15 protein-coding genes are annotated in these 15,535 nt (G+C 53.7%); 13 read left to right on the forward strand and 2 right to left on the reverse strand.

Going from position 1 to position 15,535, the window contains the following annotated elements; translation table 11 throughout:
- The first annotated feature begins 40 nt into the window (after nt 1–40).
- The 13 genes from J2Z70_RS23085 (at nt 41) to J2Z70_RS23145 (ending at nt 14,043) form a co-directional block, all read left to right on the forward strand.
- Nucleotides 41–385: a winged helix-turn-helix transcriptional regulator gene (locus J2Z70_RS23085; RefSeq protein ID WP_036731243.1), complete on the forward strand. Its 345-nt coding sequence runs from the start codon at nt 41–43 to the stop codon at nt 383–385.
- Nucleotides 386–506: 121 nt separating this feature from the next.
- Nucleotides 507–1,001, forward strand: a complete 495-nt coding sequence (locus J2Z70_RS23090; RefSeq protein WP_209877087.1) for a CYTH domain-containing protein — start codon at nt 507–509, stop codon at nt 999–1,001.
- Nucleotides 1,002–1,100: 99 nt separating this feature from the next.
- On the forward strand, nt 1,101–2,489 hold the full coding sequence (gene thrC / locus J2Z70_RS23095; RefSeq protein ID WP_209877089.1) for a threonine synthase: 1,389 nt from the start codon (nt 1,101–1,103) through the stop codon (nt 2,487–2,489).
- A gap of 758 nt (nt 2,490–3,247) precedes the next feature.
- Nucleotides 3,248–4,234 (forward strand): Gfo/Idh/MocA family protein, encoded by a 987-nt coding sequence (locus tag J2Z70_RS23100; RefSeq protein WP_036731252.1) that lies wholly within the window; start codon nt 3,248–3,250, stop codon nt 4,232–4,234.
- 49 nt (nt 4,235–4,283) lie between these two features.
- On the forward strand, nt 4,284–5,159 hold the full coding sequence (locus J2Z70_RS23105; RefSeq protein ID WP_209877091.1) for a radical SAM/SPASM domain-containing protein: 876 nt from the start codon (nt 4,284–4,286) through the stop codon (nt 5,157–5,159).
- Nucleotides 5,160–5,264: 105 nt separating this feature from the next.
- Nucleotides 5,265–5,939, forward strand: coding sequence for a response regulator transcription factor (locus tag J2Z70_RS23110; RefSeq protein WP_036731256.1), 675 nt, complete (start codon nt 5,265–5,267; stop codon nt 5,937–5,939).
- Complete coding sequence (locus J2Z70_RS23115; protein ID WP_209877093.1) at nt 5,936–7,303, forward strand: sensor histidine kinase; 1,368 nt, start codon at nt 5,936–5,938, stop codon at nt 7,301–7,303. Before J2Z70_RS23110 ends, J2Z70_RS23115 begins: the two co-directional genes overlap by 4 nt.
- Before the next feature lie 123 nt (nt 7,304–7,426).
- Entirely contained in the window at nt 7,427–8,365 is a 939-nt protein-coding gene (locus tag J2Z70_RS23120; RefSeq protein WP_209877095.1) for an alpha/beta hydrolase, read from the forward strand.
- 172 nt (nt 8,366–8,537) lie between these two features.
- Nucleotides 8,538–10,640 carry a class I SAM-dependent methyltransferase gene (locus tag J2Z70_RS23125; protein ID WP_209877097.1) on the forward strand — a complete coding sequence of 701 codons (2,103 nt, stop codon included), beginning with the start codon at nt 8,538–8,540 and terminating at the stop codon, nt 10,638–10,640.
- Between the two features lies 1 nt (nt 10,641).
- Nucleotides 10,642–11,334 (forward strand): response regulator transcription factor, encoded by a 693-nt coding sequence (locus J2Z70_RS33920; protein ID WP_342593047.1) that lies wholly within the window; start codon nt 10,642–10,644, stop codon nt 11,332–11,334.
- A gap of 99 nt (nt 11,335–11,433) precedes the next feature.
- A complete protein-coding gene (locus J2Z70_RS23135; protein ID WP_209877099.1) occupies nt 11,434–12,354 on the forward strand; it encodes an ABC transporter ATP-binding protein in 921 nt (306 codons plus the stop codon).
- Nucleotides 12,347–13,084 (forward strand): ABC transporter permease, encoded by a 738-nt coding sequence (locus tag J2Z70_RS23140; protein ID WP_209877100.1) that lies wholly within the window; start codon nt 12,347–12,349, stop codon nt 13,082–13,084. The genes J2Z70_RS23135 and J2Z70_RS23140 overlap by 8 nt, the downstream gene beginning before the upstream one ends.
- Before the next feature lie 26 nt (nt 13,085–13,110).
- Nucleotides 13,111–14,043 carry a sensor histidine kinase gene (locus J2Z70_RS23145; protein ID WP_209877103.1) on the forward strand — a complete coding sequence of 311 codons (933 nt, stop codon included), beginning with the start codon at nt 13,111–13,113 and terminating at the stop codon, nt 14,041–14,043.
- Between the two features lie 61 nt (nt 14,044–14,104).
- Here J2Z70_RS23145 and J2Z70_RS23150 read toward each other — a convergent pair whose 3' ends face one another.
- Nucleotides 14,105–14,455 carry a nuclear transport factor 2 family protein gene (locus tag J2Z70_RS23150; protein WP_209877105.1) on the reverse strand — a complete coding sequence of 117 codons (351 nt, stop codon included), beginning with the start codon at nt 14,453–14,455 and terminating at the stop codon, nt 14,105–14,107.
- Between the two features lie 160 nt (nt 14,456–14,615).
- Complete coding sequence (locus tag J2Z70_RS23155; RefSeq protein WP_209877107.1) at nt 14,616–15,533, reverse strand: AraC family transcriptional regulator; 918 nt, start codon at nt 15,531–15,533, stop codon at nt 14,616–14,618.
- Nucleotides 15,534–15,535 lie beyond the last annotated feature (2 nt).

The following is a 15,535-nucleotide window of genomic DNA, read 5'->3' on the forward strand; positions in this document are numbered from 1 at the left end:
AATACCTGGTATATAAAATATACTAATGGAGGAATCACCTATGAAATATGAGGTTGACTTAACGCAGATGTGCCCTGCCACCTTTGCCTTTCATGTCATCGGCGGGAAGTGGAATCTGCCCATCCTCGCTTTACTGAGCGAAGAGGGGCCGATCCGGTATAACGAACTAAAAAGAAGGCTGAACGGCATCACCGGAACAACGCTAACGAACTGTCTCAAGGATCTTATCGACTACGGGATTATCCACCGTGAGCAATATCATGAGGTGCCTCCGCGCGTCGAGTATTCGCTTACTCCCTCCGGGCAGGAATTGGTTCCGTTAATTGAAGAGATCGTGGCTTGGGGAGCGAATAACATTCATGCCTTAGGCGGACAGAAGGTATAGGTTTTTTTTCCCGGTGAATCCGTTCCCTCTGGTTGACTTGCGTATGACCCGCCCCTATGATGATAAATAATATGTAACATTAACGCTCGCATAAAGCTCGCACACAGAGGAGAGAAACAGCATGGCTATGGAGATTGAACGCAAATTCCTGCTGCCGGAATACCCGGAGCGGCTGATTGAAGAAGGACAGCTTAAGGTGCTGACCCGTCACAGTATTGACCAGACGTATCTTGCGATTGAGGACGGGCAGGAGCTGCGGGTGCGGAAGATCACGGATCTGGACACAGGCGAGGTTACGTACACGCATACGTTCAAGGATGGCAAGGGCATCAGCCGCCAGGAGATTGAATATTTCATTTCTGCAGGCTTGTATAATCAGATGATTGAGGCTGTGAAGGCGATCCCGCTGGTCAAAACCCGCATTACAGGCGTATGGAACGGTACAACGGTGGAGATTGATCTCTATACCCAGCTGGAGCTTACCGTGCTTGAGGTTGAGTTCGATTCGCTGGAGGAGGCGGAGCGCTTCGCAGCCCCGGAATGGTTCGGCCTGGATGTCAGCACAGAGAAGAAGTACAGCAACAAAACCGTCTGGAAAGAGCTTCAGGGCAAATAGCCCCAGTGAGCCTTAATCTTATAGAATCAGCGGACTTTAACGCGTAAACGTGGTACTATGTACAGTAAATAAAGAGGGGTTCAGGAGGATGAGACGGGTATGGAGTATATAAGCACAAGAGGCAAGGTAGCGGCCAGAGGCTTTATTGATACGGTTCTGATGGGGCTGGCGGATGACGGCGGGTTGATGGTGCCGGCCGAGATTCCGGTGATCTCCCCCGAGAAGCTGGAAGAATGGAGAAGCCTGAGCTTTCAGGAGCTGTTCCTTGAGATTTTCTCCTACTATACGAATGACGAAATTCCTTATGAGGATCTGCGCTCGATGGTCTACACCAGCTATGGCAGCTTCCGCGCTCCGGAAGTAACGCCGCTGCACAAAGTGAGCGATTCCCTGTACGTGCTGGAGCTGTTCCATGGGCCGACGTTTGCCTTCAAGGATGTGGCGCTGCAGTTCATGGGCGAGCTGTATTCCTACATTGCCAAGGTGCGGGGCGAGATTATCCATATTCTCGGGGCCACTTCCGGCGATACCGGAGCGGCTGCGATTCAGGGTGTGCGCGGCAAGGAAGGCATCAAGATCTGTATCCTTCATCCGCACGGCAAGGTCAGCAAGGTGCAGGAGCTACAGATGACTACCGTAGATGACAGCAATGTGCTGAACCTTTCCGTAGAGGGTAACTTCGACGACTGTCAGAAGATTATCAAGGAGCTGTTCGCTGACCTCGACTTCAAGGGGCGGTACCACCTGCGGGCGATTAACTCCATCAACTTCGTGCGCATTCTGGCGCAGACGGTCTATTATTTCCATGCTTATCTGCAGCTTCCGGGAAGCGATCAGAAGAAGGTCAATATCAGCGTGCCTTCGGGTAACTTCGGTAATATTTTCTCAGGGTTCCTGGCGCAGAAAATGGGTCTGCCGATCCACAAGCTGATCATCGCGACCAATGAGAACAACATCCTCGAACGGTTCGTGGTTACCGGTGAATACAAGCCGGGCAGCTTCACGGGCACCTACAGCCCGTCGATGGATATCCAGGTGGCGAGCAACTTCGAACGCTATCTGTATTATCTGCTGGACGAGGATGCGGATAAGCTGTCCGGGTACATGGCAGCCTTGCAGAGCGAGGGCGCGATTAAGGTGGACGGCGAGCTGCTGGCCCGGGTACAGGCGGATTTCTCCGCGCTGGGCGTGAAGAATGCACAGTGTCTGGAGATCATCAGCAAGTACCAGCAGGAATCCGGCTATCTGCTCGACCCGCATACGGCGTGCGGCGTAGCGGCCTACGAGAAGTTCAGCGCGCCTGATGAAGTTAGCATTGCTTACGCTACAGCGCATCCGGCCAAGTTCGACGAGGCGATTGCCTTGACCGGCATCAAGCAGGAGTTCCCGGCTCAGATCTCGGCCCTGTTCGAGCAGCCGCAGCATCAGGTCGTGGTCGATCATGATAAGGCGGAGATCGTGCGCCAGCTTGTAGCTTTTTACGGGTAAAATAGGTGCGTGTCCAGTGGGGCCCGCGCAGGATGAAGACAGCCCCCGCCGGGATGAGCGGGGGCTGTTTGCTGTCGCTTGTATTGTGGGACACTGGATAGTACGCTCGCTGTCCGCTTGTAGCGCATCAGATGTGAATTTGTGAGCAGGACGTTAATTAATCGTTTTCTGAGGGTTTGCGATGCCCTGGTGAAGGTGCGATTGGGATGCTGAATTGTAATCTGTACAACTAAATCGCCTGATATGCCGCCGAATATCCGTTTAGCTGTATTTTTGGTGCAATTAAAAACCCGCTTTAACGGGGTTCTCACCCCAGTCGGGTGATTGCATTTTGTGCAATAGAAAGTCCCCAAGACACCTCTAAAATTGATTCTATTGTATTTGATGCAGCAGATTTATGGGGAAAGGTCTGCTATAGGACTAAACTCCAAATTCTATTGTACGAAATACAGCAGAATGGGAAAACGGGGGTTTTACACCGGATTCTATTGTACGAAGTACAATTGCAGGCTCGGCTGTTGAAGTTAGTGTAAGGTTAGGTTGGAGTGGAATGGCTTTATGGGAGTTTAAGCATGCTTCTCAGGAGGTAACGGGTGGACGAATGAAGGTGAATCCTGTGCCTATTCTCAGGTGCTTTTTTTCACAATCGAAATCTAGCGGAATTTGTCGGAAATTACGGTATATAAGTGGACATACCTATCATGGAATGAGAAAATAGCAGTTATAGCTTATATATTTAAAAAAGGACGGGATCATTCATGACTATTCGTTTCGGGGTTGTAGGGACTAACTGGATTACAGACCGCTTTGTGCAGGCGGGACTTGAGAATGAGGAGTTTCTGCTCACGGCCGTGTATTCCCGCACAGAGGAGAAGGGACAGGCTTTTGCCGCCAAGTATGCCGGGGCTTCGATCTATACGGATCTGGAGGCGATGGTATCAAGCGCAGAGGTGGACGCGGTCTATATCGCCAGCCCCAACTCGATGCATGCGGAGCATTCATTGATCTGTCTGAACCATGGCAAGCATGTGATCTGTGAGAAGCCGGCGGCCTCCAACAGCCGGGAGCTGAAGGCGATGATTGAAGCAGCGCGCAGCAATGATGTGCTGTTCATGGAAGCGATGAAATCCACGTTCATGCCGAATTTTGGCGTGATCCGGGATAACTTATATAAGCTGGGTCAAGTCCGGCGCTACTTCGCAGGTTATTGTCAATACTCTTCGAGATATGATGCTTACCGGCAGGGGACGGTGCTGAATGCGTTCAATCCTGAATATTCCAACGGCTCTCTGATGGATCTGGGGATCTATTGCTTATATCCGATGGTGGCGTTGTTCGGCAAGCCGGATTCGGTCAAGGCCGTTGGGCTGATGCTCGCTTCAGGGGTGGACGGGGAAGGCAGTATGGTCATGCGTTACCCGGACATGGACGCGGTGGTCATGCATTCCAAGATTGCCGATTCCTATCTGCCTGCTGAGATTCAGGGCGAGAATGGAACGATGGTGATTGACAAGATTAACCAGCCCTATCAGGTCAAAATCCACTACCGCGACGGAACCGTCGAGGAGCTTACGCTACCGCAGGTGTATGAGGCGATGTACTATGAGATTGAGGAATTCATTCATCTGCTGAAGAGCGGGCAGCGGGAGAGCGCGACCAACAGCCATGCCAATTCCCTGGCGGTGGCAGAGCTGATGGAAGAGGCGAGAGCCCAGATTGGCCTGCGGTATGCTTCGGATCTCTAACGCAACGGGCAGCCTGGGCTGCATTATATATTGAAATGGGGAGCGGAACTTGAAGACGTTCAAAAAGGTATACATCGAGATCACAAGCGTCTGCAACCTGGCCTGCAGCTTCTGTCCGCCCACGGAGCGGCAGAAGAATTTCATGAAGCTGGAGACGTTCAACACCATTCTTGATGAGATCAAACCGCATAGCAATCATATCTATCTGCATGTCAAAGGCGAGCCGCTGCTGCATCCGAAGCTGGGCGAGCTGCTGGATGCCGCGCATGCCAAGGGCTTCAAGGTCAATATTACGACCAACGGCACGCTGATCCGTAAAGCGGGGCCGAAGCTGCTCGGCAAGCCGGCACTGCGGCAGATGAACTTCTCGCTGCACAGCTTCGACGGCCATGCAGGCTCGGAGAACCGTGAAGGTTATCTTACAGAGATCATCCAGTTCGTCCGGGAAATCTCTGCCCAGGGTGTCATTGTCTCGTTCCGGCTCTGGAATCTGACGGAGGACAACCGGACGAATCTGGAGAAGGAGCGCAACCGTGAAACGCTGGCCCTGCTGGAGGAGGCTTTTGGACTGGGCTACAGGATCGAGGAGAAGGTCGTCCCCGGCAGCGGCGTGAAGATCGCCCCGCGTGTGTACCTGAACCAGGACCACGAGTTCAGATGGCCGGCGCTGCATGAGCCGGAGGATGACGGTAAGGGCTTCTGCCATGCGCTGCGCAGCCAGGCGGCGGTCCTGGTAGACGGCACCGTTGTGCCGTGCTGTCTGGATGGCGAAGGGGTGATCAACCTCGGCAATATTCATGAGCAGCCGTTCTCCGAGATTGTCGAGGGGGAACGGGCGAATAATCTGTTCTATGGCTTCTCGCGCCGGGAAGCTGTTGAGGAGCTGTGCCGTAAATGCGGCTACCGGCAGCGGTTCGGCACCTAGCCGGAGTGGGGGATGGTGTCGGTGCATGCCGGCAAAGCAGCAGGGTGATGCTAATGGGAAGACAGAAATATTTATAAGGCCGGATCATACGAAAAGAGGGAATAGATGCCTACTATACTTGTTGCAGACGACGATGCGAATATCCGCGAGCTTGTCTGCCTATTTCTGCGCAATGACGGATTCGATACCGCTGAAGCGGCAGACGGGCAAGAGGCGCTGGCGGTCTATGCCAGAACGCATGTGGATCTGGTCATCCTGGATATTATGATGCCGGTGATGGACGGCTGGGCGCTATGCAAGGAGCTTCGCAGAGCAGACCCGGAGCTGCCGCTGTTAATGCTGACGGCGAAGGGGGAGACCTGGGAGAAGGTGAAGGGATTCGAGCTGGGAACCGATGATTATCTGACCAAGCCCTTTGATCCGCTGGAGCTGACGGTCCGGGTCAGAGCCTTGCTGAAGCGCTCGGGAATCGGCAAGTCGCATACGATCCGTATCGGAGAGGTAACGCTGGACCGGCAGACCTACAAGGTGATGAACGGGACAGAAGCGCTGTCCCTGCCGCTTAAAGAGTTCGAGCTGCTGTATAAGCTGGCCGGAACACCGGGGCAGGTCTATACCCGCGAGCAGCTGATCGACCAGATCTGGGGCATTGATTACTCGGGGGATGACCGGACGATAGATGTACATATCAAGCGCCTGCGTGAACGGTTTGCGGCTTCGCCGGATTTTCGGATCGAGACTGTCCGCGGTCTGGGATACCGGATTGAGGTTACTGAATGATCAAGTCCTTATATACCCGTGTGGTCCTGACCTTCCTGGTCTCCGTGATCGGGGGGACAGTCATCTCCTTCAATCTGGCGGTCTGGATCTACAAAGATGAATTGAACGTGAATCTGCAGGTTCAATTGCATCGCTTCGCACAAGATATCGTACAGATCTATGATACCTTCCCGCTGGCTGAAGCCGACAAGTTCGTAAGCAGCATGAAGCAGCTTGAGACCTACCATGTGCGGATATATGATGCGAACGGTGGGGTTCAGTCTTATGGCGGGCCAGAAGGGCTGAAGCTGGAGACTGTGACTGAACCGCAGGTGCAGCAGGTGCTGGCAGGTGGGATCGTTCAGGTTAATCCGACAGGTATCTCCATCAGCCTTCTGGGAGTGCAATTAACTACGGATGCGGGAAAAAAAGCATTGTTCGTAGAGCCTGTCGGTCCACCGTCTGCCGACTTTGTGCTGAAATGGCTGGTGAATTTCGTGGTGTATTCGCTGGTCTCCGGGAGTCTTGTGATCCTGGTGGCGGCTATGTTCCTGGTCCGGCCGATCAAGAAGCTGACCAACGCGACGCGCAGAATCGCAGCAGGGGACTTCAACGTGAAGCTGAATATCAAGCAGAAGGGAGAACTGGGTGCCCTTGCGCGCAGCTTCGAGGAGATGACGCATGACCTGCAGCAGCTGGAGCAGATGCGCCGTGACTTCGTGTCTAATGTATCCCATGAGGTGCAGTCGCCGCTGACCTCCATCTCCGGCTATGCCCTGGCGCTGAAGCAGATGAATATCCCTGAGAGCGAGCGTAACCGCTATCTCGATATCATCATCGGGGAGGCCGAGCGGATGTCCAAGATGAGCGACAGCCTGCTGAAGCTGAGTCTGCTTGAATCGCAGTCCCAGCAGCTCCGGTTCACCACCTTCAGCCTGGATGAACAGCTCCGGCGCGTGATTGTTGCTCTTCAGCCGCAATGGTCGGCCCGGCGCATCAACTTCGATCTTCAGCTGACGGCTGCCACGCTGACGGCGGATTATGACCTGTTGAGCCAGGTATGGACGAACCTGCTGGGCAACAGCATTAAGTTCTCCGGGGATGGGGGAGTAATCAGTGTCCATACGAAGCAAGATAATAAAAGTGTAACCGTTCGTGTATCCGACACCGGCATCGGGGTTGCTCCCGAGGACCAGAAGCGGATCTTCGAACGCTTCTTCAAGGCGGACCGCTCCCACAGCAACAAGTATAACGGCAGCGGGATGGGGCTGGCCATCGTGAAGCAGATCGTCCTGCTTCATCAAGGAGATATCCGGGTCGAGAGTGAGCTAGGCGCAGGCACAAGCTTCATTGTAACGCTGCCGCTGAATACACCGGCAGATTAGATTATTACACCGTTCATCCTCCGTTCATATTAACGTCACGGAGAGTACATTTTCATTATATATACTATCCTTAGCACTTCATCAAGGCAGTACATCCGATTTATAAGGACAGGTGATTGTATAATGAAAAAAGGACTCAGAATCCTGCTTAAGTCTATAGCGGCATTGTTGATTGTGATCGTATTGTTTTTTGCCGTAGTATTTGTGGTCAATATCATCAGCAGCAAAGCGGAGCTGAAGAAGATTGATCCGTACGGGCAGCTTGTGCCAGTCGATGGCAAGAAGATGAATGTACTCATCCAGGGATCGGGTGAGGAGACTGTGGTGCTGCTGACGGGGTATGGCACCGGGGCACCGGCGCTTGATTTCAAACCGCTGGTAGACGAGCTGTCTCCTAACTACAAAGTAGTCGTGGTGGAGCCGTTCGGCTATGGCTTAAGTGACCGGACCGACAAGGAACGGACCTCGGACAATATAGTCAGTGAGATTCATGAAGCGCTGCAGCAGCTTGGAATCAAGCGATACACACTCATGGGGCATTCCATCGCCGGAATCTACGGACTGGATTATGTGAACAAGTATAAGGATGAAGTGCAGGCTTTTGTAGGAATTGACAGCAGTGTGCCGAACCAAGGGGGCTTGGACGATAAAATACCGGTGGGGACGCTTAAGTTCCTGGACAAATCCGGCATCATGAGATTGTTTCAAAAGATAGGCAGCGACCCGTATGCCGGGCTTCCATTCGACGAACACACCAAGCAGCAGATGAAAATGATCGCCACCAAGAATTTAAACAATGACACTGTCGTGAATGAGATCGATCATTTCAAGGAGAATTTCACAGCAGCCCAGGCGCTGACCTTCCCCAAAGAGCTTCCGCTGCTGCTCTTCGTACAGTCAAATAATACCGATGTTGAGGGCTGGATGCAGCTGCATGAGGAACAGGTGAAGGATTCCGTGTACGGTAAGCTGGTGCCGCTCGATGGCGGACATTATCTGCATCATACGCTGTCCAAAGAGATTGCCAAGGATTACAGAGAATTCATGGCAGGTGTGAAATGAGAGGAATCTGATTCCCGGCCAACTATCTGATACAATTGAACAAGAGCTCTTCGCAGCCGCAGGCTTCTATAATAGAAGCTTGCGGTTTGTTCCATTCCGGGGACACTCTGATTCAAACCTGAAGCACATGGGCTATTGTATATAGATTGCTATTACATAGGGAGGTATGCAAATGCTGAAATCATTACGGGCTATAGAGGTGTATCGTGAAGGAGGATGGCCTGCCGGAGAAGGCTATCCGTGGCTGGAGTACATCGTGCAGGCAGAGCAGACGATTGTGAACCTGGAGCGGGTAGAATCGCTGCAGTCGCTTGCGCAGCAGAATCCGGTGCTGGATTATGTAGAGCGGAGTCTGCGGGTGCTGGACAGTCTGCCGCTGTCGTATTGGATCAAGGAGCTGGCTGAGGAGACGCTGATCTGGTCGGAGACGGCTAAGGGCGGGACTCTCCGGCAGCGGCGGAGCTGGCAGGAAGAGGGTATTAATATTTTCGTTCATAATATCGGCTCCGCAGAGTTGTACCGGAGGTATGCAGAAGGGATGAAGCAGGACGAGGCAGGCTCTGCGGAGAAGAGACGGGTCATACATACGCTGATCGAGACGCATGGGCTGATTGGACAGCAAATCCGCGGCGAGGTTCCGCCTTCCGTCAATCTTCCGTTGTCCGCACTGGTGGAGCAGGGACTGCTGGGCGCAGAGGAGCTGGAGCGGCTCTTGTTCGCACTGAATCACTGCATCATTGCTGCGGCATCCCCGGAGCTGTGGCAGGAGGTCCGCCTGCAGGTCATGGAGCTGATTGCTGTAATTGCTTCAGGGAATCTGCAGCCTGAAGTCCCGATGAAGGAACGTCTGCGGAGAATGCGCGCCGGGTCCATTGCGCAGGGGGAGGATTACGAGACGGAGTGGGACGGGCTGGTGCAGGAGGGCTTCCTCCCTGCTGCGCTGGAGCCGCTGCAGCCTGCCACCTTCTGGTATGTGGAGTCGGCGCTCCAGACCTTCTCGCTGGAGCAGTTCCTGAAGGTCATGAGTCTGGTGGCCGGCAGCGGCCCGCTTCAGCTAAGCCATCTGAGCCATCTGAGCTTCGAGGCGGTCATGAACAGTATTCATTATGACTATAAGGGCAGCAAGAAGATCAACGTCTATAAGAAACGGATTATTGAGAAGTATCTTTCGGAGCTGAGCTGGGAGGAGATCTACAGCGGCGTGAAGCCTTCCGGCAGCAACCCGCATCTTACGCACAGGCTGCGGGGTAAGGAGCATCTGCCGGATACGCTGTTCTTCCAGTTTGAGTTCTCAGCGGCAGCGGAGAAGCTGATTGAGTTCTGTATGGAGGCCGAGAAGTCAGCGCTGTATGAACGGGCGGTCCTGCTGCTGTTCGACCTGTTCGATCTGCGGCGGGACGCCTTCGACCGCTTCCACAATGAGGATACGTACTTAAGCCAGATGAATGATACGGCTGACTATAAGGCAGTGATTCTGGACTACGTTACCGGAGGGAAGGTGCTGGACATCGGCCCCGGCGGCGGGGTGCTGCTCGATCTGATTGAGGAGCGGATGCCGGAGGTGGTGCCAGTGGGGATTGATATCGCAAGCAATGTGATCGAAGCGCTGCGGCAGCGCAAGCAGCGGGAGGACCGCCGCTGGGAGGTGCTCCAAGGCGATGCGCTGAACCTGAAGGATTATGTGGAGCCGGGCACGGTGGACACGGTGATTTTCTCATCCATTCTGCATGAGCTGTATTCCTATGTGCCGCTGGACGGCCGGAAGTTCAATCACGGCACGGTGGCGGCAGCCCTGACCAGTGCCTTCGAGGTATTGGCTGACGGCGGGACGATCATTATCCGCGACGGGATTATGAGCGAGCCGGAGGATGAGCTGCGGCGGGTACAGTTTCTGGAGGCGGACGGCATGGCGTGGCTGGAGCGGTACGCGAAGGATTTTGCCGGAAGGAATATCCGTTATGAACAGCTGGGCGAACACGAGGTTCTGATGCCGGTGAATGATGCGATGGAATTCCTGTATACGTACACCTGGGGGGAGGAAGCCTACATTCATGAGGTTCAGGAACAGTTCGGCTACTTCACACCTTCGCAGTACACCGCATTCATTCAGCAGACGCTGGGGGACCGGGCCAAGATAGAGGTCTTCCGTCATTACCTGCAGGAGGGCTACACGGAGGCGCTGGAGAACAGAGTGGTTATGATGGACGATAACGGGCAGGCGGTGCCTTTGCCGGACAGCACCTGCTTCATCGTAATCGGTAAGGAGGCAGGCTAAAGTGAACAATGCGAATCTCAGCGTACTTGTGGTAGAGGATGATGCCGACATTAACCGCCTGCTGTGCCGTATGCTGACAGGTGAAGGACTGACGGCCGTGCCTGCATTCTCAGGCAGCGAAGCCTCCCTCAGAATGTCGCTTGAAGACTACCAGTTGATCCTGCTGGACCTGATGCTGCCAGGCATGAGCGGCGAATCGCTGATTGCGCAGATCCGTGAACAGTCTACCATACCCATTATTGTAATCTCGGCCAAAAGCACGCTGGAGGACAAGGTGAGTCTGCTGCGTCTGGGAGCGGATGACTACATCACCAAGCCCTTTGACCAGGAGGAGGTGATGGCCAGAGTGTACGCGCAGCTTCGCCGGCTGCAATATGCGCCTGCCGCAGGTCCTGATGGAGAGCTGCTCAAGGTACGCGGGCTGGTCATGGACAAGCAGCGGCGGGAGGTTATGCTGGACGGCCAGGTCATGGCTTTAACCAAATACGAATTTGAGCTTCTGGCGGTGCTTATGTCCAAGCCGGATCATATTTTCTCCAAAAGCGAGCTGTACCGGCAAATCTGGGGCGGCACCTACCTGGGGGACGATAACACCATTAATGTACATATCAGCAATCTGCGTGCCAAAATGGCTGGGGTCACGGAAGAGGAGTATATCCGAACGATTTGGGGTATCGGGTTCAAGCTGGTGTAACGGGGAATTCTTTAACCTTTCTTAAGACTTTGCTTAAAGCTTATTAAAAGTGTTCTTTATACAATGGAATTATCAAACGGCAAGGGAGTCATAATGATGATGCATTGTATATTGGAGATTAAGGCGCTCAATAAGACCTATCAGGAAGCTTATGCGCTCCGGGATATTAACCTGCAGATTGAGTCAGGGGATATTGCCGCACTGATCGGTAAAAATGGCGCAGGCAAAACCACGCTGTTCAAATGTATCACAGAGCAGGTGTTTCCGTCGGCAGGCACGATTTCGCTCTACGGACGCCAGGATGACGCCGGTCTGCGGAAGGGGCGACGGAGCGTCGGGGCGATGATTGAAGAGCCGGCGTTCTTCCCGGACTTCACAGCCAGGCAGAACCTGGAGTATTTCCGCCAGCAGAGGGGTCTGGCCGGTAAGGATTCCATTGAGCAGGCGCTTAAGGATGTTAATCTGCTTCATGCCGCGAACAAGAAATTCAAAGCCTTCTCCCTCGGGATGAAGCAGCGGCTGGGACTCGCGCTTGCGCTGATGACCCGCCCCGAGCTGCTGATTCTGGATGAACCGACCAATGGCCTTGACCCGGAGGGGAAGGCGGAGATCCGCCAGCTCCTGCAGACGCTCAATGAAGAGAAGAAGGTCACAATCCTCATCTCAAGTCACGTATTGTCTGAGCTGCAGAGTGTGGCTACCCGTTATATTTTCATGGACCAGGGGAAGATTGTGGAGCAATTAACGGCAGAAGAACTGCTGCAGAAGACCAGAAGAAATGTAGAGATCGTGGTGGATGACAGCGGCAAAGCGTCTACCGTTCTGGAGAAGCATTTCCCGGGTATCCCTTACCGGATCCTGCCGGGACACCGGATTCTGCTCTCCGGCGGGATGGATAAGACCGATCAGCTCAACCGGGTGCTTCATGCCCAGGGCGTCAGCGTGTTCTCCATTGCAGCCACCGGCGGCGATCTGGAAGAATATTACCTGGGTCTGCTGGGAGGTGAGCGTCATGCTTAATCTGATGAAAAGTGAGCAGTACCGTTTTATCCGCACCAAAAACTATTATTTTTACGGTCTGCTCTGTGCGGTGTTAATGGCCGCTGCTGCGGTGACGCTCAATGTCTTTCATCATTCTGATCCGGGCTTCACCTATGGGAATGAGCGCTTCTTCTACCGTAATGTGCTGGCTATGATGCCGGTGGTATTCGCATTGCTTACGATTTTTACCGGAATCCTGATGGGAGATCACAAGTATGTGCTCAAAAATACCGTAGCCTACGGCTTCAGCAGACGCTCGATCTACACCGCCAAGCTGCTGGTTACACTGGCCGGCTTCCTGCTGTTCGCGCTCGTTCTGGTCGGGATCTCGGTCCTGCTCGGCTCGAAGCTGCTGCTGCGCAGCTATGAATATGCGCTTACAGAATACTGCCAGATGCTGCTTGGTATGCTGCCTATTATGATTGCCGGTGTAACCACCTACTTCTGTATAAACGCTGTGATGAACAAAAATGCACAGATATCTACCGTGTTCCTGCTGATCTATTTCCTGCCCTACATGATTTTGGGCGCTCTGAAAGGCAGATATGTCTGGGCGGCCTGGCTCCACAGTCATAGCCCTGCTTATTACTTGTTCAATGCTTACGATGTGGCATCCTATCCTGCCTGGGAGCCGTGGATTACAGGAATGGTGTATACGGTGTTCTTTTATGTATTGGGATTGTATCTGTTCAGGAAGGAAGAGTTCTAACAGGTGCAGATAAGGAGGGAAGACATATGTATCTTGCTATAGCCATCATTGCCGCTCTGGCTGCTGCAGGGATACTCCTTGTGTATCTGCTGCAGCGGCAGAGCATGATTCAAGTGCGGCGGCAATTGGCAGAGGCGGAGGCGTCTTCCCGGCAGAACCTGCACGTCAAGCTGCCTCTGCCCGGGAAGGAGATGGAGCGGCTCGTCGTGGCTGTTAACCGGCTGCTGGATCAACGCCAGAGGGAGCGGGTGATCCACCGGTCAAGAGAGCACGCAGTGAAAGAAGAGATTGCCAATCTGTCCCATGATCTGCGGACCCCGCTCACTTCCTTGCAGGGATATGCTTATCTGCTGAAAGATCCCCGTGCTTCCGAGGCTGAGCGGCAGCAGTATATGGAGATCATCATGCATAAGATGGCAGTCATGAACAATATTGTAGAAGCGTTCTACGAATTGTCCAGTATAGACTCGGGGGACACTCCTTTGGACAGCCAGCCGGTTTATCTCTACAGCCTGCTGAGCGAAGTGATTCTGGCGTTTCATCCGGACCTTACGCAGAAGGGCATCGAGGTGCAGCTTCATCTGGATGAGAACGTCAAGGCCATCCCGCTGGATGAGAAAGCCATGATCCGCATTTTCTCCAATGTGCTGCAGAATGTGCTCCGGTACGGCAAGAACAGCTTGACTATATCTTTGTATATGGAACAGCAGCAGGTGAAGCTGAAGTTCGCCAATGAAACGGAGCATATCCAAGAGCAGGATCTGCCCAGGTTGTTCCAGCGGACGTATACCAGCGATCCTTCGCGGTCAAGCGGCCAGCTCGGTCTGGGACTCGCCATTGTCAAGCAACTGGTAGAGAAGCAGGGAGGCAGCCTTGAGGCTGCGCTTGACGGCGGACAATTCCGGCTGTCTTTTGCCTTCCCGGATGATTGTCTCATACCAAAGAAATCGCTCCTTTGAAAGGGCTGGGCGGCAGCCCAATCTTCCGAAGGAACGATTTCTTTTTTTATTTCATCAAAGTCTATTTAAGCGTGATGGTCAGCTCTCTGATTTTGCCGCCTTGTACCTTGAATTCATGGGTGAACTGCTGCGGGGCGGGAACACGGTTCTTATTGAACTCCCCCTCCATCTCAGCGGTCACCGCAATGCGGCCCTGGATTTCTTCAATTTCCATAATAGTAAAGCGGACCTTAGCAGAGAATAGCTCGGATTCTGCCCAAGCCGCTATAGCCTCTGTGCCTTCGGCCGACTTCCCGTTATCCTTCACGGTAGCGCCGGGTGCGAACAATTCGATCAGAGCGTCAGGCTGGTATTGGTTCACTGCATTGTAGAAGTCCTGTACCTCAATTGGCAAGGTAACATGTTGATTCATGAATATCTGCCTCCTCTAAGTAGATTAGTGGGGAACGGCATGTCCACCGGAATGAGCCATTAGGCCACCGCTGAAGCGGCAGGTGCTGTGGTCATCCATACCCTAACTTAAACGTATCCGGGCATCCGTAAGCAGGAAAAAGTACAGGACGGGGTTCAGCCTACGGATAAAGCTGGCTCTGCCCGGCGAAGGGACCGGCGTCCTTGCGGAATTCCGAAGGCGAGCAGTTCATGACTTTGCGGAACACTTTGATGAAGTAGCTGACGTTGTCGAAGCCGACATCCATGGCAATATCGGAGATTTTGCGGTCTCCCTGCTTCAGCAGGGCTGCGGCCTGGCGGACCCGGTAGGAGTTGATGTAATCGACGGGCGTCTTGCGGGTCATACTTTTGAAAAAACGGCAGAATTGCCCTTCGCTCATCGGAATCAGTCCCGACAGATCTCGGGTGCGGATCGGCTCCTGGTAGTTGTCCTGGATATAGAGAATTATCCGCTTCAGGCGGTCAATCTTCGTGGGCTCCGCGCCTTCGGACTGGCTGTGGTTGACGAAGCGCCCCGGCTGCGCAATCTGCGAGAGCATAATCAGCAGGGTTCCTTTCATCAAAGCTTCGAATCCGGGCATTTGTTGATCATACGCGTTCATCATCCGGTTCAGATGCACCAGCAGCTCCGCCTGCCAGGGAACAGAAGGGGTGAGGTGGCGCGGAAAGCTCTGGCGTTTCTCCTGAAGCGGCAGAATAACACTCTGCTGGATAGTATCATATTGGGCGCTGGCCAGCAGGTCGGGGTGGAAGACAAGGGCGCAGAAGCGGCAAGGGGTCTCCGTAAGCGCGTATGCGGCATGGATATCCCCTGATTCAATGAACACGGCCTCACCCGGGCGAAGCGTGAAATAGTCTGTGTCTACCTGAAACAGAATCTCGCCTTCCAGCAGCAGGAAGAACTCGGCTTCCTCATGCCAGTGGGTGTCCAGGACATGCGCTCCGGCGGGAAGGTCGATCCAGTAGGCGGCCAGGGGGAACATGACATCCCCGTGTTCGCGGTCTTCTTTGAGCAAGCGCTGCGAGGTGCGGTCCATTA

Origin of the sequence: Paenibacillus silagei, from assembly GCF_017874735.1 — a bacterium.
In the GTDB taxonomy this organism is placed as follows: domain Bacteria; phylum Bacillota; class Bacilli; order Paenibacillales; family Paenibacillaceae; genus Paenibacillus_AQ; species Paenibacillus_AQ silagei.

Coding starts and splice junctions, on each gene's coding strand:
- J2Z70_RS23085 (WP_036731243.1), top strand. CDS start 41: ATGAAATATGAGGTTGACTTAACGCAGATGTGCCCTGCCACCTTTGCC.
- J2Z70_RS23090 (WP_209877087.1), top strand. CDS start 507: ATGGCTATGGAGATTGAACGCAAATTCCTGCTGCCGGAATACCCGGAG.
- thrC (WP_209877089.1), top strand. CDS start 1,101: ATGGAGTATATAAGCACAAGAGGCAAGGTAGCGGCCAGAGGCTTTATT.
- J2Z70_RS23100 (WP_036731252.1), top strand. CDS start 3,248: ATGACTATTCGTTTCGGGGTTGTAGGGACTAACTGGATTACAGACCGC.
- J2Z70_RS23110 (WP_036731256.1), top strand. CDS start 5,265: ATGCCTACTATACTTGTTGCAGACGACGATGCGAATATCCGCGAGCTT.
- J2Z70_RS23115 (WP_209877093.1), top strand. CDS start 5,936: ATGATCAAGTCCTTATATACCCGTGTGGTCCTGACCTTCCTGGTCTCC.
- J2Z70_RS23120 (WP_209877095.1), top strand. CDS start 7,427: ATGAAAAAAGGACTCAGAATCCTGCTTAAGTCTATAGCGGCATTGTTG.
- J2Z70_RS23125 (WP_209877097.1), top strand. CDS start 8,538: ATGCTGAAATCATTACGGGCTATAGAGGTGTATCGTGAAGGAGGATGG.
- J2Z70_RS23135 (WP_209877099.1), top strand. CDS start 11,434: ATGCATTGTATATTGGAGATTAAGGCGCTCAATAAGACCTATCAGGAA.
- J2Z70_RS23140 (WP_209877100.1), top strand. CDS start 12,347: ATGCTTAATCTGATGAAAAGTGAGCAGTACCGTTTTATCCGCACCAAA.
- J2Z70_RS23145 (WP_209877103.1), top strand. CDS start 13,111: ATGTATCTTGCTATAGCCATCATTGCCGCTCTGGCTGCTGCAGGGATA.
- J2Z70_RS23150 (WP_209877105.1), bottom strand. CDS start 14,455: ATGAATCAACATGTTACCTTGCCAATTGAGGTACAGGACTTCTACAAT.
- J2Z70_RS23155 (WP_209877107.1), bottom strand. CDS start 15,533: ATGGACCGCACCTCGCAGCGCTTGCTCAAAGAAGACCGCGAACACGGG.